Consider the following 25,374-nt stretch of genomic DNA (forward strand, 5'->3'; position numbering starts at 1 on the left):
GGATGTTGCGCAATCGACGGTGCTCGTCGCGCCGGTCGGTGACGGTGAGACATCAATCGCCCCGCTGAACGGCGGTTTCGCTGACCCGCTATAGATGTGTCGGCGCCCAGCGAGTTGGCGGGGTGTAAGTCTCTCGATCATCAGTCATCGGTATGCACTTGTTCCGTGCACTTCTGGCCACGGGACGGCCGCTCAAGGGCCTGTGCTGCGGCGGCCGCTTGGTCCGGAGTGGTCACGGGGACGCGGTCCAGGTCCAGGGTCGTGGACCGCTGCGGCCGCGCAGGCAATCGACGCGCAGCTGGGCCTCAGATGCGTATCGGGGCTGCTCCGTGGCGAGTTGGGCGAGATAGCACATCATCCGCAGTTCCCGGATGTCGCGGAGAAGCGGGTAACCGGGCCACTCGGTGACGTCGACGCCGTAAGTCTCGGCGAAGGCGCGGTAGTCGGTCTGGCTGATCACGTTGAAGGAGGTGTACTTGATGGCGGTGGAGACTAGGTCCCACTCGGGGCGGCCGACGGAGAACCGCTCGAGGTCGAGTAGGCGTACCACGCCATCGTCGGATACTGCGAGATTGCCGCTCCATAGATCGCCATGGACGGCTGTTTCGCTCAGACCGTTCGGCAGCCCCTGCTCCCACTGGTCTTCGAGGCTCGCAAGCTGGTTCAGCAGCCATTCCCGGTCGTCGGGCCTCAGAACTGTTGCTGTGTGAAGTCGTTTCCGGAGTCGTACGAAGGGTGCGAGGTGCCCGAAGCCTTGGTCGTCGGGGACGGGAAGGCGGTGGAGCTGGCGCAGGATGGTGGCGGTCTCGACGGGGGTGCCCGGGCGGTGTGGCGGCAGCTCTTTCCAGAAGGTGACCGGTCGGCTCTCGAGCAGCAAGGGCTGGTCGACGGGGAGTGCCTCGACCGCCGGTATTCCGTTCGCGGCGAGCCATCGTGCGACGCGGATCTCCCGTGCTGCGACCTCTTGTTGGCCGACTCGGGCGATGCGTACGACGACGGCCCCCGGAAGCCGGTAGAGCGCGTTCTCGCCCTGCCGGATCACTTCGGGGGCCGGCGAGTCGATTCCGAGCTGGCCGCAGACTGTCTTGAGGATCTTGGCCGTGGTGTCCACGCGCCGAGCTTGGCATACCTGATCGCCCGCCGGGGTTCTTGGGTGAGAACAACGGGCGACCGGCACGGCCGCGACTGCTACCGGTGCTTTCGGGGGCGGGGCTGGGGCTGCGGGGCACGAGCCCGGGTAGTTGGGTCACCTCCTGCAGGGAGTCGAGTTCCTCGCGTACCTGTTGCAGCTCCAGAGACAGCTCGACGGCGACGCGGGCCAGGGCCTTGTTTCGCTCGCGTTCGGTAGCCGGTTCCGTCTTGAGCGCCGCCAACTCTTCCTTCAGCACGGCGTTCTGCTCGACGGTCTTGCGTACGCGGTGGCGGACTGGCTCCTGGCGCGGGCCTGGAACTCCTCCACCAGGGCCTTGTGGTCGCCGTAGACGATGTCCCGCCGCAGCCCGCATTCGACGATCAGCTCGGTACCAGTGAGTTTCCCGGTCTGTGACCTCAGCGGGTCCCAGCCAAGAGCCGCGCGGCGGCGTCCTGGCTTGTCGCGCGTTCGGCATCCAGGTCCCTGGCCCTGCGCGTCATACGGCTTCCGCCTCCTCGATGTGGGATGGCCGGGTCGCCTCGTGCCGGTCGATAACCTTACGTGCCGCTGCGGCCTGGGCGACTGCGCGGTCGCGACGCGGGCGGGGCACCAGCAGGTCGGATGCCGTCGCTTCGTAGTCCGCGAGCTGCTGGCGAACGTACACGATGTCGCGGTCGGTATAGGCCAGATTGATACACGAGGTCTGGCAAAGGACTCATCCGGACCGCTGCTGGCGGGAAGCCCCAGCATGATCTTCTCCTTGCGTCACTCGGCGGTCTCCGCACGGTACACGCACGTCATGCCCTCGCTGTGATGGATGTCCGGGTCTGCCTGGTTCAGCAGCCGCTCGACACTGCGGATGGTGCGCACCACGCGTCCGGAGAACTTCGCACCCTGCCCAGCCGGCTCCGGTACTCAGTCGCGGACGGGCCGCTGATGTGCTCACCGTCCTCCGCGAGGGTGTGGTCGTCGTCATTCTGCTCGAGCAGCATTTCAAGCTTCTCCACGGCGAGATCGTCCATCCACGAGGTGTCGCCTTCGCCTGCGCAATTGAGCGTGACCTTGGGGGAGACGTGTGCGTACTGCTGCCGGAACGGCCGCACTGGCGGCAGCTGTAGTCGACGTCGTGCCGGCGCAGGAACGCAGAGTCCGCTGCCGTCCTCGTCACGGGCGATGAGCGGGTGCAGTTCGTGGCAGCAGGCGCATTCGGCCGGGGACCGGACGATAGCGGTGTAACAGCTCTGGCAGACCGTCCCAATCGGCCAGTAGGTCATGACGGGCTTGTCCAATCCGCTGGCAAGGCCGAAGGCGTCCGCACCGTGAGCAGGTCCGTTCCGGCCCTCGACCATGGCGATGGATCGGCATCTTATGACCGCATCAACACCACCAACGTCTGTCGCAGCCTGTGATTGTCGGGAGCAGATGAGGCTGGCGGTGAAAGCGATGTATGCTCCCCTTTAGGAGTCCTCGGGGCTCCGCCACGCACCAGGTGGGCCGCGCTTCGGCCCTGACGATCGATTGGACGGATACCTTCGGCCGGTTCTTCGGACATCGCACATGAATTTGGGATAGCTGCTTCCTGAACTACCTGGAGAGCAGCGCCCTGGGGAGTTTTATGTGCTGAGACGAAGGGCCTGGGATGATCGTCGTATCCGCCGCATGGCAGCGTGTCGCCATCTGCGTTCTACTCGTAATTCCGCTTATACTGTTCATTCTTTTGATGGCTCCAGCACTCGTGTGTTTGCCCTTCTCGAAGGCGGGTCGAAAGTTCGTGCTCGACCTTTTCGAAGTGGGGACCAAGTGGGTAAGGGTCTTGGCCAATAGGCCTCATCATTGATGGGCCACAGTTCTGGAAGGACTTGAACGGGATCAGGGAACGTCTGCCCCCTGGGTAACTCTCGGTAGAAACGGACGGACCCGCACTTGGTCACCGATCCTCATGGCCGCTCTCGCCGCTCCACAGGTCCAGGGCCGTCGCCGCGTCCGTTGCGGCAGGGCGGCCGGCGCCGCGCAGGTCGGCCAGAGTCCAGGCCAGGCGCAGCACGCGGGTAAAGGTCGCGGGCGTGAGCGCGCCCGCGTCGACGCGGGACCTGAGCAGGTCGATCGCTTCGAGTTCGGCCCGGAATGTCGTGCGCAGGTCCAGGGCGGGCACCTCGGCATTGGTCCGCCACGGTGTCCCGGCCAGCCGGGCCGTCGCTCGTTCCCTCGCGGCGCGTACCCGTGCGGCGACGACTGCACTCGGTTCACCGGGTACGGCGGGCCATGGCATCGGCTGGAGACGGGCGCGGACTGTCACTCGGTCGAGCAGCGGGACGAGCCGGTCCAGGTACCGGCGCCTGATTAGAGGCGTGCACCCGCACGCGCGCCTCACCGGGCACGGGCAGTCGCGTGCGGCCATAGCGAGCATGAACCGAGCGGGGAACCGTACGGCGCGGCCCCTCCCGGCAATGATCACCTCGCTCGTCTCCATGGGGCCGCGTAGCCCGTCCAGGACCTGCCGGGAGAACTCGGGCGCATCATCCAGGTAAAGCACACCGCGGTGAGCGAGCGAGATCGCGCCGGGACGGGGCGTGCCAGTTCCTCCGCCGAACATCGCCGCAGGAGTCGAGGTGTGATGGGGCGCGTACATCGGCGGTACGCCCGGTGTGATCTGATCGAGCAGCCCGGCGACCGAATGGACCTCGGTGACCTCCCGGGCCGCCTGAAGATCCAGCGGAGGAAGGATCCCCTGCAGCCGTTCGGCGAGCATCGTGGCCGGTCCCTCGCCGAGCAGGAGCAGGTGATGCCCTCCCGCCGCGCACACCTCCAGGGCGTGGCGGGCGGCATGGTTACCAGCGACGTCGGCCAGGTCCAAGGCGGGCGCTCCGGGTACGGGCGGCACCGGGGCCAGGTAGGCGTGATCACGCAGGGTCCCGTCGCGCAACCAGTCGACCAGATCAGCGAGTCTCTCGGCGGGAATCACCGTTGCGCGAGGCGTCTGAGCGGCTTCCGCAGCACAGTCGGACGGGACCACTACGGTCTCGACACCAGCTCGCGCGGCGGCGGCCACGGCGGGCAACACCCCACGAACCGGGCGGATTCTGCCGTCCAGCCCGAGTTCTCCCAGGAAGAGGACATGCGCGATGCGCTCGGCCGGGATATGCCCGGCGGCGGCGAGGATGGACACGGCCACGGCGAGATCAAGTGCCGCGCCGTACGGATACATGCCCTCCGGCCGCACGTTCACCGTGATCCGGCAGTCGGGCCAATTCAGTCGGCTGTTCAAAATCGCCGCGCGGACGCGGTCGCGTGTGGGCCAGATCGATGGTTCGGGCAGGCCGATGAGTTGGAACCCGGGCAGACCGGGCGCGATGTCCGCTTCGATGTCCAGCAGGTGACCGGTGATACCGACCACGGCGGCCGACCGGGTGGCGGCGTAGACCATGACGATCACCGTCCTTCGGGAAGGACGGGACGGGCGCCGTGTGGGTTCTGCTCGGCCCGTTCGGCGACCTCCTCGGCCATGGCCGGGCAGTCCATCCCGGCGGCCACGGACGGCGGGAGCCCTTGATCCAGCGCGAAGCCGATCATTCCGGCGAGCCGGTACCCGGGATCGTCGGCAAGCGCCCGATCGACCGCGATCCGGGCGAGTGGCCCATCTCCGGTACGTAGCGCGACGAAGGCCAGGAGGGCGGCCGGAGCGGCGGCGTAGCCGGGCTCCACCTTGCGGGTGATCTCGGTCCACAGTCGAAAGTGGACGTGATCGGAGTACTCACCGATGAAGGTCATCGCCGTGTCCCGGACGAAGATCGCGGTGAGTAGTACGCCGAGCCAAGCGATCTCGTCAGGGGCGAGTTCCTCGCCGGCCTGGGTCCGGTCGAGCGCGGTGGCGATCCGGTCCCGCCCTTCCTGGTACCAGGGGTGGCCGCCCGCCGTACCGATCAGTGTCTTGGCGCGGCACCGAGCGACGCGCGTCGCCTCGCGCATCTGTTCCCGAACCGGGCCGTCGACCGGCGCGAGGGTGGCGCGGAGTGCGTCCCGGTCGGGCAGGGCGACCAGCCCGGCGAGCACGGCCTCAGCGGCGGTCCTGCTGTCCAGCAGGTCGTACGGCGTGCCGTCCGGCGGACAGCATGCGGGATCGACGCACGTGTATGACCAATACCGGCCATTGTCGCACCGCAGCATGTCGGTGATCTGGATCCCGGCGGTGGACATGCTCGCGCTCATGGCGTCCACCACGGGCGTGACGCGGTCCCCCGGGCCATACCCGATCAGGAGGGCGTGCCGGGCACCGTCGCGGGTCAGGATGCCGGTGAACTGATCTAGGGTCTCTGACACGTCCGCCGAACGCTCTGGCAGGTCGAAGCGGAGCACACCGTGCAGCGAACCGGCCTCCATGTCGAACACCATCGCGACGATGCTCAGCGTCGGGTGGAAGCCAAGCATGTAGGGCACGATCGCGATGAAGTCCGCCGGGTCGGAGAGCCGTACGGTGGGCTGAGGAACAGCGGTCATGGTCAACCTCCAGGCATGAGAAAGCCCCCGGCGGGTCACCGAGGGCGGGTGGGCTTCAGCAGTGCTCGGCTCGGGCTCCGCCACGCGAGCCGAGGAAGATCCGCCGGGCAGGCTGGTCGAGCACGGCGTAGGAGCCGTACAGGACGATCTCGCAGTCGGCACTCACGCACGGCGTGAGCACTGTCACCGGCTCACGCTCCACGAACGCGAAGTGCGAGCGATGCCAGTAGCCGTGCGAGTACCTGTCGAGCAGTTTGGTCCGGGCATCGGCCAGCGAGGAGAACTCCTCCAGATCACCAGGGTCGGGCGGGCTGTAGCCGTTACCGCCGTGCCAGAGCCCATACCAGCGCATTTGTGATCGTCTCCTTTCAGGGGCAGCTGGTCAGGGAGCGCGCCGTACGGCCGGGAGATGGAGCCGTACGGCGCGCCACCTGGCCAGCCCCGTCAGCGCGATCCGGCATGCACGAGGACGACAATCGCCGGATATGTCGCTCACGCCCCGAATCGCATCCGTACACGAAGAACTGGACGTTTTATCCGCTGATCTACTCGGCCAGACAGGCCATTGTTCAGGCGCGTCACTTCGTAACTTGCCCTCACTTAAATACGGCGTCCGAAGCCGCCCGACCGTCCAGCGCGACTCTATTTTGTTCGCGTGTTGAGAGGTAAGTCGATAGGCAATTCCGCTGCCCTGTTGACAGCATCGGTGCGAGCCGTGGAGCAACGCATGAGAGCATGCTGCGCCGATCGGTTCGGCGAATCTCGCTCTCACTTAAATACGGTGGGAGCGACGGCCCGACCGTCCACTACATTCAGATTTGAGCAAGCGAGTCAACGATTCTTCCTGGCAAAACCGAAGGGCCTCAGAGCGCCGCTCTGAGGCCCTTCGGTGGCTGCTTATCAGCCGCTGGTTGTTTCGGCACCGCCGTAGACCATCGCGTCTCTGGCGTCGTCAAGGCGCGCCGAGAGTTCACGCCACTCCGCCCTACCGGCGTCACGAACCCGGATCACGTTCCGGCGCGAGCCGTACGCGCCTCCGTGCACGCTCTGAGCGACCGACGCGAGCACACCCGCGCGCCCGAGATCTTCAGCCTGGGAGGCCAGGTTGTAGGTCTGCGTGAGGATCGGGAACTCCCCGCCGTCGCCGAATCCCGTCCTGAAGATGGCCGCGCTGTTCTGGGCCACGCAGAAGGCGACGGCCGCGTGGGTGACATTCTCGGCATGCGGCAACCGGCGCATGAGCTGAGCACCCGGCACCTGGTCGAGCTCTTCCGCCGGTACGTCGATCCGGTAGCCGTTCCGCGCAGCAGCATCCCGGACCGCCCACCGCTTGAGCGTGGTCCGAGTGATGACCACCTGCCCGCCGTCGCGGCGTACGTAGATCCACGCTTGCTCGCCCGGTTCACTCTCGGGTGCTGTCTGACACTTCGCGAGAATGTCCCGCAGACGCTGAGCGAACATGAGAGCAGCATCCTGCGTAACGTCATCCGACACGTCATCCGTGCCGTACGGGGCGTATCCGCTCTTGACGATAGTCGCGCTTCCATCCATTCGCTTTCGCGACCGCGTACCGTCGACCGTACGGCAGTAGCCGCGTGCCAGCTTCTGAATCTCCGCCCAGTCATCCGGCGTAACGCGCGCCATGTCCTCCGGCTCCAGGCTCGCACCCGGAAGGTTTGCCGGTACGCACTTGCCGAGAACTTCTTTCGTCATTCTGGCCCCGATCTCCCGCGACGCGCCCCGCACGTCGCCCCTTTCTTCCGTCAATTCAATTGAATCGCACAATGGAGATCAAAGCAATCAGAAGCGCCTGTATTTTAAAGAGTTTATGCAGGCCAGAGTGGGTGCAAACGCTTATCGGAGCACCCATGAAGTGCTTATAGAGCGAACGGAATAGACTAAGTGATACGGAATAAAGAAACGCCATCAATGAGATTTAATAGATCGACGTTAATCAGTAACTATCAGGATGGAGCGCAGCGTCCTGGCGCACTTTTAAGAGTGAGGCTCCCTCCTCCTACGAGTCGGGGTTCCCAACGGGAGACCTAAAGGGACCTCCACCTGGGGATATACGCCCACAGGGCCTTCCCGTTCAACAGGCGACGGGGCGTGCGCTGGCGCGTTCGCATACCTACGAGCATCGAAGAGACATCCACACCTTCACAAGGCGCAGGCCCCGTCGATGGTCCGTCATGACCCGCCCAGCTCATCGGCCTGAAGTTCGGCCAGACGGGCGCGGGCATCCGCCAGGGCGGCGAGCATATCGGCGTCGCCGGGAGTCTGGGCGGCCAGATCCTCATACAGCTCGATCGTGCGGCGGCATAGGCCGATTTCCAGTTCGCGGCGCTGCCGAGCGTCGATGGCCGTGGCTTGGAGCAGAGAGTCGGCCCGGGTAATCAGGGCGGAGCGCTCAGCGGTGCCCATCGGCGCCAGGCCAGCAGTGATCGGCTGGTCCCCATGATCGATTTCGTCGAGTTCCCGGTGGGCGGCCACCCAGGCGCTCAGGTCCGCGACGAACCTGGCGAGGTCGTCAGCGGCGGTGAACAGCTCGCCAGCGTGCTCCGGCCGCAGCCAGGCGTGCAGAATCCGCAGCTGAAACTCCCTCTTGGCGTGGGCATAGCGCTCGTGGACAGCCTGGCGGCTGACCTTGCCCAAGGCTGTACCGATGTGTTCCCAACTGGTGCCCTTGATGCGCTCGTAGAACACCGCGGATTCCAGCAGGCGGCGGGCCGTCTCAACCAGGTGAGCGCCATCCTTGACGAACTCGCCGTCGCCGGCGTGGGCATCGGATGTGGTGGGCACCAGGCTACGGGCGGCATCGGCTAGATCGCGGGCCAGCTCCGATATGCCCATGCGCGCGAGGCTGACCTGAGAGTACGCCGCCGATCGGTACCCACTCGATCGCTCGCCGCTGCTTCGAGACTCCTGGGCCGAGGGGAAACCTGAGGGGTATCACTCATGCGTTGAGGGAAACCCGCGAACGGATGCATGTCAAGGTTTCCTTGATGCGAGCTCCGGTACTCGGAGGGCTGGCCATCATATTTTGGGGCCAGGTTGAACCAGTGCAGTGTCGCAGCACTACGGAGTCACCTCGGCGTTCGTCGTGAGGTGCTCCGGTCAGCGAGCGAAGCCAGCAGTTCGTCGGTGTCCGGCATCGGTTCGACCTCGAGGCTGCGCAGGTGGGCGCGGAGAAGCTGCCCGGTGTGACGAGCCTGATCGAGGCGCCCGAGACGCTGTTGCAGCCGGATAGTCCGGCACCATGTCTCCTCTGCGTCGGGGTCGAGGTGCCGGGCCTGTTCGAGCGCCTCCAGAGCCTGCTCCGGCTCGTCCTGCTCGCACAGTTCCGCCAGCTGAGTGAGAACGTCAACCTGGGCAAGCGTCAACGGGTACCGCTCCTCAAAGACCCAGTCATCGCTGATCCCCGTCCCGAATTCGCCACCACACAGAGCCGCCGCCCTCGCCAGGGCGACAAGGCGAGTGGAGGGCTCCCGAGCAGCGCGAACCTCCTTAACCGCAGTTTGGAAGGCCCACAGGTCGAATCCGATACGCGAGGGGTCGATCCGATACGTCTCATCGTCCATGGCCTGGATAAACAGCTCGCCGGTCAGTCCGGTAGCGGCCTCCAGTGCGTCGCGCAGATGCCGCAGAAGGCTGTGGAACTCGTGGCCGAGGAGCTTGCCAGGCCACAGCGCCTCGCCAATGGCCTCCTTCGTCGCACCGTCCTCGTGCAAGGCAAGGTAGGCGAGCAACGACAGCTTCAACCCGCGGATCCGCAGCGGACGATCTTGACCTTTTACCCGTACGGCGGGCTTGCCGAGGACCTGCACCCAAACAGGCGGCGGATGCTCCCACGTACTGCCTGTCTCACTGGGAGATGCCGTGTCGTCGTGCACCTTATCCACAGGCTGTGCATCGCCGCACTGCCGCAGGGCATCAGCGAGGTCTGGTCCGGCGAGATGGACGAAGCTCGCTCCCGCGAGCCGCCCCGCAAGCGGACCGTCCGCCGTGGACACGCTGTGGTCGGCTCCCACCTTGCATGTTGTCCCAGCAGGCCAGTCACCGAGCACCAGGGTGCCGATACCGCATCCCGTCCCCGACAGCGATGACGCACCAAGGCGCGCCAGCATGTCGCCCTCGACTGTGGCGACGAAGATTACGGTCGGCAGCAGTTCCCCGGGATCACGCCCGCGTAGCTCATCAACGTCACAGGCATCCCGCTCGATAAGGACGCGCCGCCGAGTGAATCCGGTCTGCTCGAACCGTTCGAGCGCGGCATCGGGCGTCTCCAGGATCGTCAGCCCTGGTACGGCCGAAGCCAGCGCGTGCAACTCGTCGTGGTCCATGCCGGTGAGCTCGGCGGCATCGGCCATACCGGCAAGGACCTCCAACCGGAAGTTCCCCGCCCGCTGCAACAGGTCGAGCACCAGGGCGCGAACAACGTCGCGGGCTCCAGGACCGGTCAGCCCGAGGCTCAGTCCGGCCAACGGGATCGTCGCCACCGAGCCGTCCTCGCGGCTACCTATCACGATCGAGTCCGGAACATCGATCGCGGACGCCGCCCGGATCAGATCGGCGTCAGAGGGCACTTCCTCGCCCCGGTCGCGAAAGGTCTGGAGATATCCCCGGCGTGCCGCGCGCACGACCGGCGCCGGCTCCGGCTCGGGTCTGATCGTGACTCCCTCGGACGCGGGAGGCGGGATACGGCGACGGCGGCGCTGAAACCGCGACAGCGCGTAGGCGGCGCACAGTCCCGCGGCGGCCGACAGCGCCACCGCACCGCCGGACGGCACGTCGATCGAGATGATCACAGAAGTATCGGCAACGTCCTGCTGGACCCTCTCTGAGGGCTGTACCGTCTGCTCCGGACTGGCGGTAGGCCGAGCCTTCGGAGCGGATGTCACCGGCTCCACCTGGCTTACGGCCGGTCGATGCCAGAACGCGACAGGCAAGCGAAGCCGCCATCCCGGCTGGATGAGGTCGGGATCGGCGAAGATTTGCCCATCCCGCTGAGAACGATGCGCGTTGAGCTTCCAGATCTTCCGCCACTGACGCGCACTTCCAAGCTTGTGCTTTGCGATCTTCCACAGGCTGTCACCGCTCTTGACCACGTGAACCCGATCCGGCCGGCCCCCGACGGTCAGGCGGTCAGAACGGATCGGGGTCGCACTCTTGGTCTCCTGAACAGCCGTCGCGGCCACAGGCATGAGGTGCGGGGCCGGCACTGCGGCCGCTCTCAGATCGATGGGGAGTACGGCGATGGCCAGCAAGCCGACCAGGCCGGCGGCAACATTCTGAAACGGCCCGAGCAGCGGAACGTGGATCTCCACACCGCGTATCGTGGCGGTGATCTCGACAAGCAGCGCGGCGGTGAAAGCCGCCCACAACAACCACAACGGGCAGGCCAGCACCTTGAGCAGCACGTCATCCGGGATCGGACTCAGCAGAACCCGCTGCAGAACCGGCAACGTGGGGATCTCGCGAGGAAGCGGCCACCCGGCGAAGCGGCCGAGCATCACCGGGATGCCGACCTCGACCGCCACCAGCACAGCGGAGACGACGAGAACCCGGATCGCCCGGCCGGCCACGGTGAAGATCCTGATCACCGGATCACCCCTGTTACACCCCTCTGCGCCACTGCGGTCGCCCGGCCGGATACCCCGATGGAACCCAAGCCCGCCAGCCCGAGGATCTGCGTTCGCTGTTCGGCGTGCACGATCACCGTCACCCGGCCGTCCGAAACCTGCACGGTCGCCGTGTCCGGCGTCGCGGCGATGTAGGCCAGTGCGGCAGCGCGGGCACGGCGCGCGTCCAGCCGTACCGTGGCGTTCCGCCGGTAGACGGCCAGATCCAGTTGCTGGGCCCCGGCCCTGGCCGCCTCCTGAGCCTCGTTGACCGCCCGCACCCGAGCGCCCAGGGCCAGCCCACCGTCCACGACGAGCCCAGAGACGAGGAACAGTGCTCCAATGATCGCCACGACGAAGCCCGTCACCGCGACCTCCAGTAGTCGATGGGAACGGCAAAGGTCGCGGTCAGCGACGTACTCCCCGGAATACGGACCATCGCGACGTCCGACAACATCACGCGGCAGGTGACCGTCACACTCACGTTCCCTCCGGGTTCGAAGGACCCGAGCCCGACGTTCACGCTCCTGCGCGCGCACGTGACCCGCTTGGCGGCGAGCGCAGTAGTAGCAGCCACTCGGGCGGCGGAACCGGCGGCGGCAGGAGTACGAGCGATCGACGCCGCCCGCGCCGCCTGGTGGGCCGCGTTGTTGACCTCCAGCCGCGCCGTCACCAGCCTGCCCACCGCCACCGAGAACAGCGCCAGCAGGATCAGCAGCAGCGTAAGCAGCACCAGTTCCGCCGTCGCCGATCCCCTTTCACCGCGACCTGCCTGACCGGTGCGATGCATCACCCAAGGTCCGCCCACTAACGATCGCCTCGGAACCGCTCCACCGGCCCGGAGGCGATCGAGTTCACCGGAAGCCTCAGGAACGGGACGACGCTCTGGGCCACGCCAGTGATCTCCACGCGGGCCGCCTCCGCCGTACGGGAAACCGAGACGCGCGGCGAGCGCAGCACAGAACGCCCGAGCTGGGACAGCAGCGAGGATGCCTTGGCCTGTCCCGCTCCGGCGCTTCCCCCGTGCACACGGGCCGCGGCGAGGGACTCCGCTGCGGCCACCTCGGCGACATGTACGGCGTGCTGCCAGACGCCGAACTGCACCACGAGCAGGATCAGCACCATCACGAACGGAAAGGCCACGACCAACTCGGCGGTCGCCGAACCGCGCTCACTCATCCCAGATCGAGCGAGTTGGCCTTTGCCAGCACCTTCGCCATCAGGATCGCGCCGACGGCGACCGCGATGGCAACCAGGATCGCTACGACGATCACGGTTTCGGTGGTGTAACCACCATCGGGACGCTGCCTGGCGATGCCCCAGCACTGGCGCATCCTCCTTACGAGAAAGATCATCAGATTTGGCATGCGGTTCCCCCTTGTAACTCAGAACCCGGTCAGCACCGCGGAAATGGCCGGGTAACCCGTGAAAATCAGGAAGCCGACGAGCAGGCCGACGGTGACGACGCTCATCCGCTCCGTGGCCGACTGGGCTGCCGTCTCGATCTCGGCCAACTGGTGGGCACGCATTGAGGTCGCTTTGGCCACCAGCGACGCGCGCACTCTGGCTCCCTCGGCGCCGGCCAGGGCGATGGAGGCGGCAAGCTCCGACAGCTCGCGAATGCCGTACTCCTCGCCCATCTGCCCGAGCGCCGACCAGGGCGTGCGGCGGGCAGAAGTGGCCGCGACGAGCGTGCTCCGGATGCGTACCAGCGCCCAGCCGCTGCCGCCCTGGCAGGCGTCGGCCAGAGCACCGTCGACGCCACGGCCTCCTGCCAGGGAGACCACGACGAGATCGAGGAACGCCGACAGTGCGTGCCGGAACTCGGTCCGCCGCCTCCCCGCCTCCGACCTGAGGGACAGGTCGGGCACGAAGAAGCCCAGCGCACCGAGCAGCAGCATGCTCCAGACGGGAACCTGCCAGGCCACCGCCAGGCCGGCCATGACGAGGACGGCGTACACGGACGGCCCAAGCAGCGCGAACACCAGCGTGGACATGGCCTTCTCTCCGAAGTACCGCTCCACGGTCTTGTCGCATATGGCCAGGTCTAGCCGTACGGCGGCGCCTGGCAGGCCACGCTGAGCGAGCGGATGGGCCACCGAGCGGCCAAGCCACACGGTCCATCCGGACCCGGAGACTTCGCCAGCCGGGGTGCCGTGGCGTAGCCGTACGAGCTCCTGCGCCAGGCTGAGCCTCGCGGGCCAGAGCCCGGAGAGGATCAACGCCAGCCCCACGCCGATCCCCGCGCCGAGCAGTAATGACAGGGCCATCAGCTCTCCAGGCCGGTGAGGATGCGCGAAGGCTCGCCGATCTGGCCGAGCCTGTAGATGAGCAGGAACGAGCCGGCGAACAGCAGCCCCACCAGAAGAAGCACTACCTGCCCTGTCGCGGTGTCGTACGGCGCGAGGAAGCCGCGGTTGAACAGCATCAGCCCGCCCGCCATGGACACGGTGACCGCGATGACCGTCCGGACCGACGAGCGGGTCCTTGCGCGGGCCGCCGCCACTCGCAACCGCATGACGGCGTGTGCCCGAGCCACCTCCGCGAGACGGCCGAGTAGTTCGCCCAACTGCCCGGCCTGCCTGCTGGACGCCAGGATCAGCGCGGAACAGACCAGATCCGCGGTCGGGTCGGCGAGATCATCGGCCAGCAACTTGAGAGCGTGCGGCAGCCGCTCGCCCCGGTCCACGCGGGCGGCCGCCACCGCGATCTCGGACCTGATCGGCTCGGGCACTATCGGAGCGGTGGCGATGACCGCCTGGTGCAGGCCGGCCGAGGCGGCGAGGGTGTCCCGCAGCATCTCCGCCCAGGTCGCCACTGCCTCGATCTTCTGAACCCGCCTGGTGTGGTCCCGATCCGGACCGAGCGCCCTTGGCAGGAACCAGGCCGCTACGCCCGCCAGCACTGCCCCGACAGGCCAGCGCGTGAGCGCTCCAACGAGTACGGCGACGCCGATGCAGGCAGCGATCCTGACGAGGGCCTTCGGGTCGAACCTGCGCGTCGGGGATTTCTCCACCAGGCGCGCTCTGAGTCCATTGGCGATCAGCAGGATTCCCAGGCCAAGCCCAGCACCCGTCAGCGCGGACAGTAACCCGAACTCGCTCATCACGATGCGAGCCATCCTTCGACGTCCAACCCGGCGGCTTCCAGGTCGTCCAGCGTCTCGGTGCGGAGGGGGTGCGCTCGTATGGCACGTCGATCCGGCCCTGGCGCGTAAACCTCGTTGGAGATCACGGTGATGCCGTCGCACCCGGCGACCTCGCGAATGCTGGAGATCACCCGCGTGCCGTCCTTGGCGAGGGCCAAGTAGACGACGAAGTGCAGGGCTTCTGAGATCAACAGGGCACTCGCTTCGGCTGGCAGGCGCTCGGGAGCCTGCGCGGCGAAGGAGGCCAGCCGGGAGAACGCGCCCTGGCTGGAGCTGGCGTGCAGCGTGCACAGCGAGCCGTCGTTTCCCTGAGTCATCGCGTTAAGCATGGGGATGCACTCATCGCCCTTGACCTCTCCGACGACGACCCTGCTGGGAGACATGCCGAGCGCCGTGCGTACGAGGTCGGAGAGGGTGACCGCGCCCAGGCCCTCGATGTTGGCCTTGCGTACCTGCAGGGCGAGCACGTTGGAATGCGCGGCCCTGTCCCGGTCGAGCCCGAGCTCGAACTGCTCCTCGACCGTGACGATGCGCTCATCGCGTGGCAATGCGGACGCCATCGCCCTGGCGAGCGTGGTCTTCCCGCCACCCGTCGCCCCGACGATCACGATGTTCTTCCGAGCCAGCATGGCCGCGGTCAGGAAACCCTGCGTCGGCCTGTCCAAGGTCCCGATCCTGCGCAACTCGTCCAGGGTCGCCGTGGGGAAGCGGTGCCGGCGGATGGATACGGCGGGATGCCGGGAGACCGCCATCGTGGCCACCAGCCGGGAGCCGTCCGGCAACTCCATCTCCAGCATCGGCGAGCCCGGATCGAAGCGCCGTTCGCCGACGCCGAGCAGGGCGGCAGCCGTACGGACGATTTCCGCCAAGTCCTCGTCGGACTCCGCCACCGGGCCGACCTCGCGTTCCGTGCCATCGGCGTAGGTCACGTGCACGTCGTCGAACGCGTTCGCGTTGATATTTTCGATCTCTGGATCGTCCAGGTACTGCTGGAAGCCGCCGAGACCGAACAGCGCGTTGTCGACGGTCTTGGCGACCTGCGCCTCGGTCCCGAGATCCAGAAGCGGACGCCCGCTGTCGAGCGCCTGGCGAATATAGGTGTCGAGCGCCTCGGTGATCAGCTCCTGGCCGAACAAACGCCGCTCCTGTGGCGGCATCGGCGGGCGACCGCTCTCCTCGTCGGCCTGGCTGCGAGCGGCGATCCGGTCGGCGACCTCGGTGCGGATCACTCTGATCAGATCGTTCATCCGGTCACCTTCATGATGGTCGAGGCGATCTCTCTGGCGGCCCTGGCTAGGCGGGTACGGCGCCGCCGCCCCTCCAGAAACGCCTGCGCCGCCGGATCGTGACGGACGTGGGCACGAACCCGCATGCCGAGCGTGCCCTCCACCTCCCCAGGTGGATACGGTCCTCGGCCGATGAGGACCAGCTCGGCATGCGGCACGGCGTCCGCCAGCCCTTCGAGGTGGGCCAGATCCGCCAGCCTGGGACGAACCAGAACGAGAACCCTGTCCACCGAGGTGGTGAATTCGCTCGGCCCGGTGAGTCGTCCCAGATCGGCGATGACCGCGGACTCCTGGGGGAGGTTCTTGAACACCTCGGGCAATGTGGTGGCGAGCACTGCCAGGGCGGCCTGCGCCCGGTCGGGTCGGGCCGGCGCGGCGATCACCTTGAGGCCGCTGGGCAGGATCTGGGCGTGCCGTGCGAGGACGTCAGGATCGCGTTCCCGGCGGAGTTCCGTCGCCAGGGAGGCAGTTCCGGGGTCGGGTTGAAGTCGGAAGTGACCGGTCAGGTCGCCGCCGGAGGCGTCCAACTCGGCCAGGATCACCTTGGACGGGTCGGGCCAGGCGGCGGCGAGCGCGAACGCGAATGTAGTCACGCCCGGCGATCCACTTATCGAGGCGACACCTATTGCTGTCATGGCGCCACCGGCGAGACCTGCATCAGGGTCACGAGACCTTGCGCGGCCGGACCGCTGACGAGCTGCGCGTCGGTCTGCGGGAGCAGCAGCGTGACGACGGCCGGATCCTGCGGTTGCTCGGGCCGGTCGACCTTGGTCACCACCGCGACTGTGGACACGAGCTTGGTCCTGCTGTCGGCAGCGACGGCGCTGCCGGGGATGGTGGAAAGGGCCACCCGATCGCCTGGGGCCACATCTGGCGGGTACTGGCCGGGCTTGACGGCCACGCCGATCAGCGCCTGGCCCGGCTGTGGAAAGGTTGCCTTCCCCAGGTTGGCCTCGGTCAGCACAGCGCCGGATACCAGCGGGACCGTGAGTTGCCGGCCGACGATCTCCTCTGCGCGATCGGCCGGGATGAAGGTCACGTCCGGTCCTACGACCGCCTTGACCACACGTAGATCCTTCTTGGCGAGGGTGTGCCCGGATGGTAGGTGGGTCTGTACAGCCAGTGCGGAATCAGGCACCTGGGATCGTAAGGTGATTGTGGTCGTCGCGAACGAGCAGCCCATGACGACGAGCCCACCGAGCAGCACCCTCCCAACAGAACGCCGCTTGTTCGGCACGACCGTCTTCGGGCGCGCTTGTCTGATCTCTGTCCTGACCACCGGTTCCCCCGTTCCGGGTCATTCAGATCGTTCAGGTAGTGACGATCGCTTGGCTCTCGGCGACGCGGAAGCTCGCACTTGACGTGGTGGCCAGTGGCGGGAGCGTGCCGCTCTGCCCCTCTCCGGTCCACGAGATCCCCCAGCTGATCGTCGCGGTCACCCGGTATCTACCGCCTGCGGCGGTCGCGCTCGATTCCAGGTAGGTGTGACCGCAGGTCGGCGAGGCTTCGCGAGGGTCATGTCTGCCTGGCTTGAATCTCGTGCCAGGGCCGTGGCAGGTCACGGACCTGCCGTCGCCCATGGTCCAGGTGACAGTGGCGGGCGTCGCTGTCGCCGTGGCGGTGATCCCGCCAGTCGTGGCGGATGACGTGTATGAATGCCAGACTCCGTTGGACACCGCCAGCCACACGGGAAGCCGGACCAGTTGCGGATCCTCCTGTTTCGGCGAGGTGTTGATCCCCGGCCGAGGAAGCCTGAGCCGATCGCGAGCCATCATGGCGACCATCACGGGTGTTATCCGTGGATCATCAGCGTTCTCTCGCGGGCCGCCGTCCCTGACCAGCAAACCGGGTTGCCCGGGGCAGGTGATCATGGACCATCTCCCGCTGTCGAACGCACCTCCCGGAGGGGCTGCGGGCACCACTGTGCACCGTGGCCCACTGGCGGGACGGGCCTCCGGTGCGCCGCCCTCGTTTTGCGGCAGGTCCTTCCACCAGCGCCGGGCTTCCGTGACGCACCCGGGCCCACCACCCGGACCACACCGGATGAGCGTCCCGCCCCCGTCACCGCCTTCCGGATCGGCGTAAGCCGCACAGGCGAGCGCGCCGGCGAGGACGAGCTGAATCAGCACGTGCCCGCCTCCCGGAAGACGAAGGTGGTGACGTACCAGGAGTCGTCGTGGAAGACGAGGCCAGCTGTGGTGCGGTGACGGCCCGTCGGGTCGCCACCCTTCACTGGCTTGCCGTTCCCGCCATAGATCAGGAACGCGGTGTCGTCGACGCAGTCGACTATGGTCGCGCTCTTGGCCTTGAGCTCACTGACGCTCGGCTGAAGCCTGGGTTCCCCCTTGAGCACCTGGTCCTTCGTGTGGGCCAGGTAGAGGCCGTGCCGGAGGACCACCTCGGCGTCGCCGGTGGCGTGGTCGTCGAGGTCGGGATGATCCCAATCGGCGGTACGGCCTGCATGCCGGAAGTCCTGCCACATGCCGTGGTAGGTGGCAAGTACGGCCTGCCTCGTTGAGGACTGGGGATCGAGCGGGCCGGTGGAGCGCGGGGCTTCGACCGATTTGGCGCGGGACTCCTGGCTCACGTCGGACGACTGGCATGCCGCGAGGCCGACAATCATCACGGTCCCGAGGGAACCGGCAAGGGCGCACCGTCGCCACATGACTCGCTCTCGCAGTTCTAGGAGGGATGAACGCGTGGAGTAGTCACTGTAATACACTGAGTCAGGAGAATCTAGATGCAGAACGTGATAGCCGCTGGTCAGCGGCCCGCAGCGACCGTATATGCGTCTATAGCACTGGTTTGGACGCGGGCAGAATTGGCCCGGAGCGACAGGGCCGAGTGGCGTTTCCCTCATGAGGAACGTCGTCATATCCCCGGAAAGCTACGCGGCGCGGGATTAGAGAAACTCCCTCCAGGCGACCCCACCCATGTTTGACCGCGCTCAACTGAAACGACCCTGGCGCGATCTCCAATTTCTGTACTAGAGCCAGAACGGCGTGTCCGCTACCGTCCTCTCCTGCGTGGAGACCACTCACACTAGCGCTGGCCAGCTGCCGTGCCCCGTCAGTTTTCGCTTGTTCGAGCGTTGGTGAAATGCTCCCTAATCAGATCAACGATCTGATCTATCCGGGAGAAGGATCCAAGGTCCGTCTCGGTCGCGTGGTCGACGCCAGGCAGCATCACTACGCTACTGAACCCAGCTGCTATAACCTGGTCAACACATGGAGCGAAGGTCGCCTCGGCCAGAGCCGGAAACCGGCTCTCAACATGTCGACCACGCTGCCAGTGGTCGGATTCCTGGCTCAGCCCGCGAGTGAGGCTTGTGAGATCAACGAGACAGGCCATCCATGGGCCGCGAAGGCCAGGATGGTCCCCGCGGAGGTTCTGCGCCATCACCATGGCCGTCGACCGCACCGAGTCTGTCGCCAGGTCGTTGAATGGCTTGACTGGGTCATAGATCCAGACGCCAGCCTGTGCGGCACCGTGGGCTTCCACGAGCACGTCCCAGGGCGATCCTCCAGCCGAACCCCCGAGACAGACCTTGATATCCCCAGAGAGAACATCCCCCGCAAGCGCCTCCGTGAGTGCCGTGGCAAGGTAGAGGCGTATGCGATCCCGGCTACCGTCCCCTTCACCCACAGAGCCCTGAGCCGTGCGGGCGATCTCCGCCTCAGACTCTGGCTGCACGGTAACCTGGAGAAGCCGTCCGACGATCCCCAGCAGGTCTTGTGGTTGAAGCATGAAGAGGCGAGTCCCCGCTCGTTTCCGCAGCTCCGCGACGAGTTCAAGGCGAGGACCACATGGCCGTCCCCGCATCTTTCGCCACCAGTCCTCCTTGGCGTCGCTGGTAACAAACAAGACATCGACATGGCGTCGCTCCGCCTCCCGAAGCGTCTGCTCCCAGACCAGGTAATCGCCCGCTCCGCGATGATCCGCTTTGTCGCGGTCCTTATAGCCAGGGGGGATCTCTTCACTAGCGCGTCGATCAGCTTCGGCCAGAACCTTCGTCAGATCGTCCGGGGGCAGCGGCATGCCAACCCGACCCGCCAGCAAGGGCTCGAGCGCAGCGAACACCAGATCCCTGTTGGTATCCCTCGCGTCAGCGAGAGGGTCCCTGCCCCCAGGCCCCCTGATGGCCGCTCTCAGATCATCGAAGGCACTCGCGATGAGCTGGCGGAGTTCGGCGTGACGCTCTTCAGGAAGGCCCACGCTGCGCGCCCACGTAGCGATGATCTCCTCCGCCTGTCGGGTTGGCTTCTCCAGTGCTGAAATAGCCTCGTTCGCGCTGTTTCGGCGATTAATGACCGTCAGCTCTCTGCCACGCCAATATTCGTCTTTAACCTGGTGTGGAATCCAGAGACTCTCCGCCAACCTCTCAAGCACCTTGAACAGGTCCGCTCGCGTCCGAGGGTCATAGCGGTAGAGGTTCATCAGCACATTCGTATCGAGGACAACGAGGCCGGAAGTGAGCACAGAACGGAAGTCCTCGTCGGAGGGTGAGAGGTACCCCTCGAAACCGTCGATCAACCCGCGCTCAGGGGAGCCAGGGGGCTCCTCACCCGTAAGCACAACCCACTCCTCGGCATCCGCGATGTCACATCAGATACGATCATCGCGGACAAACGTCTCGCGTGAAGCCGGAATCAGGGAAAGGTGATCCGAATGCCTCGCCACACTTTCACACGGGAGTAACCGAAGTCGCGCGGCTGCCGACTCCCCGCACTGCAGCCGAGACCCTCCTGGCCGCCTCTGCCGGATCCTCATGCTCCCAGACACGGATCACGGTCCATCCCACCTCCGCGAGAAGCCTGCCAGTCTCTGCGTCTCGTGCTCGATTCTTCTCGATCTTATCGCGCCAGAACTTTGCGTTGATCGTCGCCGATCGGTGATGTTCCGGACATCCATGCCAATAGCACCCATCGACGAATACCGCGACATGCGCCTTGGGGAAGACGATGTCCGCGGTCCGCCGAAGGCTCGGCAGCGGCCGCGTCGCCACTCGATAGCGAAGCCCTTCCTTATGGAGCAGGGTCCGCAACCTGATCTCAGGTCTGGTGTCCTTGCTACGGTTGCCCTTCATCACAGCTCGAACTGCGCGAGACGAGGCCCAGGACCCGTCCTGCGGCTCCTCAAATAGGAGGCCCTTCGCCCACGCTCGCTCCCATGCCTCAGCTAGGTTGGCAGTTCTGCTGTCATGGTCAACTTGGCCGAGGTACCTGGCGGGCGACTTCCCCTGATCCGACCACCGCAGGTAAGCCCGGATCCGGCGGGTACTGGGGAGGACCTTCAGTTCCACCGACGCGCGAGCGAACCGACCATCTACCAAGCTCACGACGCGCCGATGCCGACCGCCCGCAGCTCGATCCTGTTCAGCCGCCACGGCGGCCTTGCTTCTACCTGGCCGCCCCCTCCATGCCCTATCGGGAGGATGCCTATCCCTCCACCCCTGCGAGCTCTGTGGCGTCCTAGTCACTTAGCGCCCTCCGCCTTGTCCAGGGCAGCCGCCACCGACCTTGCGAACACCTCGCCCAGCAAGACGGGAACAGCATTGCCAAGCTGGCGCATCTGTTCACCGCGCGGTCCCTTCAGTTTCCAGTTGTCAGGGAAGGTCATCACACGGGCGGTCTCGCGCACGGTCATATAGCGATGCTTGTACGTCCAGCCGTCAGGTGCGGATTTGTCGGGCACGCGCTCATCGAGCAACACCACCGACTCGCCACCCGGGACACCGTGGACGCCGGCCTTCACCGTCTTGGCAGGACGATCGAGTTCATTCGGAGTATGGCCGTCATAGATCCTTGCATCGGGCCAGCCAATGTGATCGGTATACCCCCCGAGTCCGTGCTCGGTTCGATCCAGAAGGTCATCGGTGATCGCGGGAAGGGCTTCGCCTCCGGCGCATGCGCCGACGATGGCGTCTCGAAGCGTTCGCCATGGCTTCTTACCGTCATCCATCGGCGGCGTCTTCGGCAAGCGGGCCAGCACCCTCTGCTTGACGTGATCAGGAACGCCTGGGTGACGTGCCCAGTAGTCATCCTCACCAAGACCCAGCATGGAGCGGATCAGGGCCGACTCGGAGTATTCCGTCCTCTTCACCGAGTCTTCGAACGCGTCGATGTCAACCGCCAGGTCGGACCTGAAAGCCACAATGATCACCCGATGGCGGACCTGGGGCACACCGTAATCCGCAGCGTTCACTGGAATCGATCTCACCACGTAGCGCTTCTTAGGATCGGCATCGGCCTGTCCGATGCGTTCTCGAAGCGTCGCGTCGTGCTCTTGCCAGGTCGACCGGGGTTCGCGTTCCTCGAAGGGAAGCTCCAATTCCCTCAGGATGTACTCGAAGTACGGGGCGAAGGACTGACGCAGCAGTCCACGGACGTTCTCACAGATAACGGCCTTGGGTTGGATCTGCCGAATGGCTCTGAACATCTGCGGGAACATGTTCCGTTTGTCTTCATCACCCTTAGCGATGCCCCCGAGACTGAACGGCTGACACGGAGGCCCCCCCGCCAGGACATCCACGCCCGCCTCGCCCAAGTAGCTCATGTCAAGGTTCTGGACGTCGCCCCCCACCAAAGGTGGACGCTGACCCGGCTCGGGAATCCAGGGTCGCCCCCCCTCGGGGACGCGATCAGCTTTCGCCGCGAGAGTCTCACAGGCTCGCTTGGCGAACTCGTTGAACAACAGCGGTCGGAAGCCCGCGTTCTGGACCGCCATGGCCAAGCCGCCTCCTCCAGCGAAAAGCTCAACAGCCGTGCGATCCTTAATGGCTTCTTCCCGCTGTTCAGACATGAGAAAACCATACCGCGGAAAAGGTGATCTTCACATAGTTTCGAACGGATTTCGCATCCCACTTAGCGGCGTGATCTAGAGTGCACTGAGGCGACTTCAGGAGAAGGGCAGACCAGATGGTGGGCGGCACGCTGCGAGTTCAAGCTCAGCATCACCAAGGCCCTCAATGATCAGCTCGCCGTCGCCCTCCAAGGTCTGAGCCCGGCACCAATGACCCCCTGGCCAGCATCCGGGCGCTCTCAGCGACAGCCGGCGGCTATCAGCTCCCTCTCTGTCAGACCGCTGTGACATATGGGACGCATGAGTAGCCCTGTGTCAAGCCGCCGCCTGTTGATCTTGTCTGAGCAGGGTCTGGAGGGCTCCGTGCTTGGCGGGATCGTAGGCATGGCCGTCCTGCCAGCAGCGCCAGATCACATACAGCCAGGCCCGTGCGAGGATGCGGGTGGCGTGCGGGTGGTCCTTGCCGCGGGCGATGGCGTCGGCATACAGCTTGGCCGCCCAGGGGTTGGCCCGGCGGGAGTCGGCGGCGAAGTCGCAGACAGCGTCGCGCAGCTGTTTGTTGACCGCCCAGCGGAAGCCGACGCTCTTGTGCTTGCCGGACTGGCGGGTCGAGGGTGCCACCCCGGCCAGGCAGGCCAGGGAGGACGGGTCGGGAAAGCGGTCGCGGCAGTCGCCGATCTCTGCCAGCAGCCGGGCGGCTCGGACGGTGCCCGAGCGGGGCAGCGAGGTGAAGACGTGCGCGTCGGCATGCAACGCGAGTTGCTCGCCGATCTGCGCCTCCAGCGTCTTGATCTGCTCGACCAGTGTGGTCAGGACGGCGAGCATCGCCCGGGTGGCGTGCGCCCGCGCCGTACCGTCGTCGCCGCCGGCGCCGCGTGGTGCGCTCTTGAGGCGGACCAGCAGTGCGGCGGCGCTCTGGCGGCCGCAGTAGCCCACGCTCTTGAGCCAGGCGGCCAGGCGCCGCTCGCTCAGCCGGTCGGCCCGGTCTTGGCAGTCGAAGCGGGACAGGAAGGCCAGGCTGATCTGGCTGTCCAAGTCGGCGAACAGACCGACCGCGGCGGGGAAGGCACCGGCCAGGTGCGCGCGCAGCTGGTTGCACAACGCGACACGGTGGGCCACCAGGTCCCGGCGGGCCCGTACGGTGGCGCGCAGGGTGGCGGTGACCGGGCTGTCGGGGATCAGCGGGCGCAGCCGGGCGCGGTCGGTGCGCAAGGTGTCGGCCAGTACGAACGCGTCAAACCGGTCGTCCTTGTTACCGGCCGAGCCGTAGCGCGAGCGCAGGTTCTTGACCTGGTTCGGGCTGATCACCACGACGGTCAGCCCGCCGGCCAGCAAGGACTCGACGACCGGGCCGTCGCCGCGCTCGATGGCGACCTCACCGGCTCCGGCCTTCTTCAGACGGCGGACCAGATCGTTCAGGCCTGGACCGGTGTGCTCGATGGTGAACCGGGTGACCACCTTCCCGGCCGTGTCGACCACGCATGCGACGTGATCGGCGCTGGCCCAGTCGAGTCCGGCGGTGACGCCGCCCGGTGCGGTTGCGGGCAGGGACGTGTGGGGGGCATCCTGCATGACAGCCTCCTCGCTGCTAAGCCCAGTGGGGAGGCACCCTTTTGTCGGTCCCGGGACGCGGCAGCCAGTCAGCTCACTGTTCGGCGCTCGGTGGCGCTCAGCCCTGTCGACGGTCAGCACGCCCCGGGTAACCGCCGGATCTCGCAGAACTCATGCTGGACCTCACTTGATCGAGCGAGCAGGGCGGTGACCCGGCGGCACCTCGGGTGCATCAGCAGTCTCACGACTACCGACAAGAGGATGGTGCACCAGTGAGCCCTTTTGATGCGAAGCAGGGCGAGACGGGACGATCGAGACAGTGACGATGACCCTCGCCGACCAGGCCGCCATGACGGGGCAGGATGGTCGGGTGACCGATGGTGCGACCAACCTTGCCCAGGCCATGCGACACCTCTCCCCCGAGACGCCACCCCAGCTGATCCCCCTCATCAAGGCGATCCCGCCGGTACGCGGCCAGCACAGGCGTCCCCGCAGCAGGCCGGACCGACTATACGCCGACCGCGGCTATGACCACGACAAGTACCGCCGCCTGGTCTGGCGCACCGGCATCAAACCCATCATCGCCCGCCGCGGCACCCCGCACGGCTCCGGCCTGGGCATCCACCGATGGGCCATCGAACGAACCTGTGCGCCGCGAGGCGCTCTGTTGATCTCCACACCACATGGGCCGCGCACCTGCTTCGAGGCATGCCTTGAACGCCCTGGCAGGCAGCCACTGGTCACACCCCTCGTGGTCTGCACCGCCTGCCACGACCAATCCACGGGCAACCTGCTCCACCGCTAACGCAGCAGTCACTGGAGAGCCGGATGATCGGGAAACCATCAAGTCCGGTTCGGCGGGAGGCCGAGCGGTAAAGGACCAACCCCGGCTGACACCTCGCCGCTCGGCCGACCCATCCGCCCTGCTCCACTGGTTCTGCCGACTGCGCATCCGCTGGGAGATCCGCGACGACATCCACGAAGCCTTCATGACCCTCGGCGCCGCCATCATCTGGCGACGCCTCACCCGCTGACCTATTTGTTGGACTAGCAAACTTCGAAACTAAGGGATTTTTCAGCTAAATGACGGAGAGCAGTGGCATACTCCATCATGCCATCCACAATGTCGAGCTCATTACACCCGGAGCGTTTCACATTGGCCAGCCCATCAATTAGCGCCTGAGTGTCTACAATTGCTTCCCTTAGTACAGAAAAGTCTCCCTTTGACATATTACCATTTAAGGTTCGCATAACTTTTGCAGCGATATGCGGGCTAAGTGAAGCCAGCTCAATAATGTAGTCGTCCAAAATCTCCACTGTAGGTATTTGAGGAAAGGGAAG

General features: G+C 66.0%; 25 protein-coding genes and 1 pseudogene. 3 read left to right on the top strand and 23 right to left on the bottom strand.

Going from position 1 to position 25,374, the window contains the following annotated elements; all coding sequences use genetic code 11:
* Nucleotides 1-232: 232 nt before the first annotated feature.
* The gene (locus MBA17_RS19695) at nt 233-1,111 is read right to left on the bottom strand and encodes a phosphotransferase family protein (RefSeq protein WP_238497960.1); all 879 of its coding nucleotides are present in this window, start codon (nt 1,109-1,111) and stop codon (nt 233-235) included.
* Between the two features lie 130 nt (nt 1,112-1,241).
* Between MBA17_RS19695 and MBA17_RS19700 the strand changes: the two genes are divergently transcribed.
* Entirely contained in the window at nt 1,242-1,481 is a 240-nt protein-coding gene (locus MBA17_RS19700) for a hypothetical protein (protein WP_238497961.1), read from the top strand.
* A 487-nt stretch (nt 1,482-1,968) separates the two neighbouring features.
* Here the strand turns inward: MBA17_RS19700 and MBA17_RS19705 are convergent, their stop codons facing one another.
* From MBA17_RS19705 to MBA17_RS19780, 16 genes are all read right to left on the bottom strand, one after another.
* A complete protein-coding gene (locus tag MBA17_RS19705) occupies nt 1,969-2,406 on the bottom strand; it encodes a hypothetical protein (RefSeq protein ID WP_238497962.1) in 438 nt (145 codons plus the stop codon).
* 653 nt (nt 2,407-3,059) lie between these two features.
* Entirely contained in the window at nt 3,060-4,556 is a 1,497-nt protein-coding gene (locus MBA17_RS19710) for a YifB family Mg chelatase-like AAA ATPase (RefSeq protein ID WP_238497963.1), read from the bottom strand.
* A gap of 5 nt (nt 4,557-4,561) precedes the next feature.
* Nucleotides 4,562-5,626, bottom strand: a complete 1,065-nt coding sequence (locus MBA17_RS19715; RefSeq protein WP_238497964.1) for a DUF4192 domain-containing protein — start codon at nt 5,624-5,626, stop codon at nt 4,562-4,564.
* Nucleotides 5,627-5,681: 55 nt separating this feature from the next.
* A complete protein-coding gene (locus tag MBA17_RS19720) occupies nt 5,682-5,978 on the bottom strand; it encodes a hypothetical protein (protein WP_238497965.1) in 297 nt (98 codons plus the stop codon).
* Between the two features lie 548 nt (nt 5,979-6,526).
* Entirely contained in the window at nt 6,527-7,339 is an 813-nt protein-coding gene (locus MBA17_RS19725) for a hypothetical protein (protein ID WP_238497966.1), read from the bottom strand.
* Between the two features lie 477 nt (nt 7,340-7,816).
* Nucleotides 7,817-8,479 carry a hypothetical protein gene (locus tag MBA17_RS19730; RefSeq protein WP_238497967.1) on the bottom strand — a complete coding sequence of 221 codons (663 nt, stop codon included), beginning with the start codon at nt 8,477-8,479 and terminating at the stop codon, nt 7,817-7,819.
* Nucleotides 8,480-8,712: 233 nt separating this feature from the next.
* Nucleotides 8,713-11,229 (bottom strand): BTAD domain-containing putative transcriptional regulator, encoded by a 2,517-nt coding sequence (locus MBA17_RS19735; protein ID WP_238497968.1) that lies wholly within the window; start codon nt 11,227-11,229, stop codon nt 8,713-8,715.
* Nucleotides 11,226-11,615, bottom strand: coding sequence for a pilus assembly protein TadG-related protein (locus tag MBA17_RS19740; protein WP_238497969.1), 390 nt, complete (start codon nt 11,613-11,615; stop codon nt 11,226-11,228). The genes MBA17_RS19735 and MBA17_RS19740 overlap by 4 nt, the downstream gene beginning before the upstream one ends.
* Nucleotides 11,612-12,037, bottom strand: coding sequence for a TadE/TadG family type IV pilus assembly protein (locus tag MBA17_RS19745; protein WP_274385616.1), 426 nt, complete (start codon nt 12,035-12,037; stop codon nt 11,612-11,614). Before MBA17_RS19745 ends, MBA17_RS19740 begins: the two co-directional genes overlap by 4 nt.
* A gap of 17 nt (nt 12,038-12,054) precedes the next feature.
* Entirely contained in the window at nt 12,055-12,426 is a 372-nt protein-coding gene (locus MBA17_RS19750) for a TadE/TadG family type IV pilus assembly protein (protein WP_238497971.1), read from the bottom strand.
* Nucleotides 12,423-12,614 carry a hypothetical protein gene (locus MBA17_RS19755; protein ID WP_238497972.1) on the bottom strand — a complete coding sequence of 64 codons (192 nt, stop codon included), beginning with the start codon at nt 12,612-12,614 and terminating at the stop codon, nt 12,423-12,425. Before MBA17_RS19755 ends, MBA17_RS19750 begins: the two co-directional genes overlap by 4 nt.
* Nucleotides 12,615-12,632: 18 nt before the next feature.
* Complete coding sequence (locus MBA17_RS19760) at nt 12,633-13,517, bottom strand: type II secretion system F family protein (RefSeq protein WP_238497973.1); 885 nt, start codon at nt 13,515-13,517, stop codon at nt 12,633-12,635.
* The gene (locus MBA17_RS19765; RefSeq protein WP_238497974.1) at nt 13,517-14,368 is read right to left on the bottom strand and encodes a type II secretion system F family protein; all 852 of its coding nucleotides are present in this window, start codon (nt 14,366-14,368) and stop codon (nt 13,517-13,519) included. Before MBA17_RS19765 ends, MBA17_RS19760 begins: the two co-directional genes overlap by 1 nt.
* Nucleotides 14,353-15,642, bottom strand: coding sequence for a TadA family conjugal transfer-associated ATPase (locus tag MBA17_RS19770; protein ID WP_238497975.1), 1,290 nt, complete (start codon nt 15,640-15,642; stop codon nt 14,353-14,355). Before MBA17_RS19770 ends, MBA17_RS19765 begins: the two co-directional genes overlap by 16 nt.
* Nucleotides 15,639-16,274, bottom strand: coding sequence for a CpaE/TadZ family protein (locus MBA17_RS19775; RefSeq protein WP_238497976.1), 636 nt, complete (start codon nt 16,272-16,274; stop codon nt 15,639-15,641). The genes MBA17_RS19770 and MBA17_RS19775 overlap by 4 nt, the downstream gene beginning before the upstream one ends.
* Before the next feature lie 38 nt (nt 16,275-16,312).
* Nucleotides 16,313-16,888, bottom strand: coding sequence for an SAF domain-containing protein (locus MBA17_RS19780; RefSeq protein ID WP_238497977.1), 576 nt, complete (start codon nt 16,886-16,888; stop codon nt 16,313-16,315).
* A 110-nt stretch (nt 16,889-16,998) separates the two neighbouring features.
* Here MBA17_RS19780 and MBA17_RS19785 point away from each other — a divergent pair, with 110 nt between their 5' ends.
* Nucleotides 16,999-17,163, top strand: coding sequence for a hypothetical protein (locus tag MBA17_RS19785; protein ID WP_238497978.1), 165 nt, complete (start codon nt 16,999-17,001; stop codon nt 17,161-17,163).
* A gap of 640 nt (nt 17,164-17,803) precedes the next feature.
* On the opposite strand, the gene MBA17_RS19790 is transcribed toward MBA17_RS19785, so the two are convergent.
* The 5 genes from MBA17_RS19790 to MBA17_RS19810 form a co-directional block, all read right to left on the bottom strand.
* On the bottom strand, nt 17,804-18,307 hold the full coding sequence (locus MBA17_RS19790; protein ID WP_238497979.1) for a hypothetical protein: 504 nt from the start codon (nt 18,305-18,307) through the stop codon (nt 17,804-17,806).
* Nucleotides 18,308-18,750: 443 nt separating this feature from the next.
* A complete protein-coding gene (locus tag MBA17_RS19795; RefSeq protein WP_238497980.1) occupies nt 18,751-20,256 on the bottom strand; it encodes a PIN-like domain-containing protein in 1,506 nt (501 codons plus the stop codon).
* Nucleotides 20,257-20,365: 109 nt separating this feature from the next.
* Nucleotides 20,366-20,767 carry a very short patch repair endonuclease gene (locus MBA17_RS19800; protein ID WP_238498012.1) on the bottom strand — a complete coding sequence of 134 codons (402 nt, stop codon included), beginning with the start codon at nt 20,765-20,767 and terminating at the stop codon, nt 20,366-20,368.
* Between the two features lie 389 nt (nt 20,768-21,156).
* Nucleotides 21,157-22,482 (bottom strand): DNA cytosine methyltransferase, encoded by a 1,326-nt coding sequence (locus MBA17_RS19805; RefSeq protein WP_238497981.1) that lies wholly within the window; start codon nt 22,480-22,482, stop codon nt 21,157-21,159.
* Between the two features lie 315 nt (nt 22,483-22,797).
* Nucleotides 22,798-24,054 (bottom strand): IS110 family RNA-guided transposase, encoded by a 1,257-nt coding sequence (locus tag MBA17_RS19810; protein WP_238497982.1) that lies wholly within the window; start codon nt 24,052-24,054, stop codon nt 22,798-22,800.
* A 412-nt stretch (nt 24,055-24,466) separates the two neighbouring features.
* Between MBA17_RS19810 and MBA17_RS19815 the strand changes: the two are divergent.
* A pseudogene (locus tag MBA17_RS19815) lies at nt 24,467-24,685 on the top strand (IS5/IS1182 family transposase); the annotation flags it as partial.
* A gap of 395 nt (nt 24,686-25,080) precedes the next feature.
* Here MBA17_RS19815 and MBA17_RS19820 read toward each other — a convergent pair.
* Nucleotides 25,081-25,341, bottom strand: a complete 261-nt coding sequence (locus tag MBA17_RS19820) for a hypothetical protein (protein WP_238497983.1) — start codon at nt 25,339-25,341, stop codon at nt 25,081-25,083.
* Nucleotides 25,342-25,374 lie beyond the last annotated feature (33 nt).

Origin of the sequence: Dolomitihabitans soli, from assembly GCF_022213955.1 — a bacterium.
In the GTDB taxonomy this organism is placed as follows: domain Bacteria; phylum Actinomycetota; class Actinomycetes; order Streptosporangiales; family Streptosporangiaceae; genus Streptosporangium_A; species Streptosporangium_A soli.

Coding starts and splice junctions, on each gene's coding strand:
- MBA17_RS19800 (WP_238498012.1), bottom strand. CDS start 20,767: ATGAAGGGCAACCGTAGCAAGGACACCAGACCTGAGATCAGGTTGCGG.
- MBA17_RS19710 (WP_238497963.1), bottom strand. CDS start 4,556: ATGGTCTACGCCGCCACCCGGTCGGCCGCCGTGGTCGGTATCACCGGT.
- MBA17_RS19715 (WP_238497964.1), bottom strand. CDS start 5,626: ATGACCGCTGTTCCTCAGCCCACCGTACGGCTCTCCGACCCGGCGGAC.
- MBA17_RS19725 (WP_238497966.1), bottom strand. CDS start 7,339: ATGACGAAAGAAGTTCTCGGCAAGTGCGTACCGGCAAACCTTCCGGGT.
- MBA17_RS19745 (WP_274385616.1), bottom strand. CDS start 12,037: ATGCATCGCACCGGTCAGGCAGGTCGCGGTGAAAGGGGATCGGCGACG.
- MBA17_RS19705 (WP_238497962.1), bottom strand. CDS start 2,406: ATGACCTACTGGCCGATTGGGACGGTCTGCCAGAGCTGTTACACCGCT.
- MBA17_RS19760 (WP_238497973.1), bottom strand. CDS start 13,517: ATGGCCCTGTCATTACTGCTCGGCGCGGGGATCGGCGTGGGGCTGGCG.
- MBA17_RS19750 (WP_238497971.1), bottom strand. CDS start 12,426: ATGAGTGAGCGCGGTTCGGCGACCGCCGAGTTGGTCGTGGCCTTTCCG.
- MBA17_RS19810 (WP_238497982.1), bottom strand. CDS start 24,054: ATGCAGGATGCCCCCCACACGTCCCTGCCCGCAACCGCACCGGGCGGC.
- MBA17_RS19805 (WP_238497981.1), bottom strand. CDS start 22,482: ATGTCTGAACAGCGGGAAGAAGCCATTAAGGATCGCACGGCTGTTGAG.
- MBA17_RS19765 (WP_238497974.1), bottom strand. CDS start 14,368: ATGGCTCGCATCGTGATGAGCGAGTTCGGGTTACTGTCCGCGCTGACG.
- MBA17_RS19755 (WP_238497972.1), bottom strand. CDS start 12,614: ATGCCAAATCTGATGATCTTTCTCGTAAGGAGGATGCGCCAGTGCTGG.
- MBA17_RS19720 (WP_238497965.1), bottom strand. CDS start 5,978: ATGCGCTGGTATGGGCTCTGGCACGGCGGTAACGGCTACAGCCCGCCC.
- MBA17_RS19730 (WP_238497967.1), bottom strand. CDS start 8,479: ATGGGCATATCGGAGCTGGCCCGCGATCTAGCCGATGCCGCCCGTAGC.
- MBA17_RS19770 (WP_238497975.1), bottom strand. CDS start 15,642: ATGAACGATCTGATCAGAGTGATCCGCACCGAGGTCGCCGACCGGATC.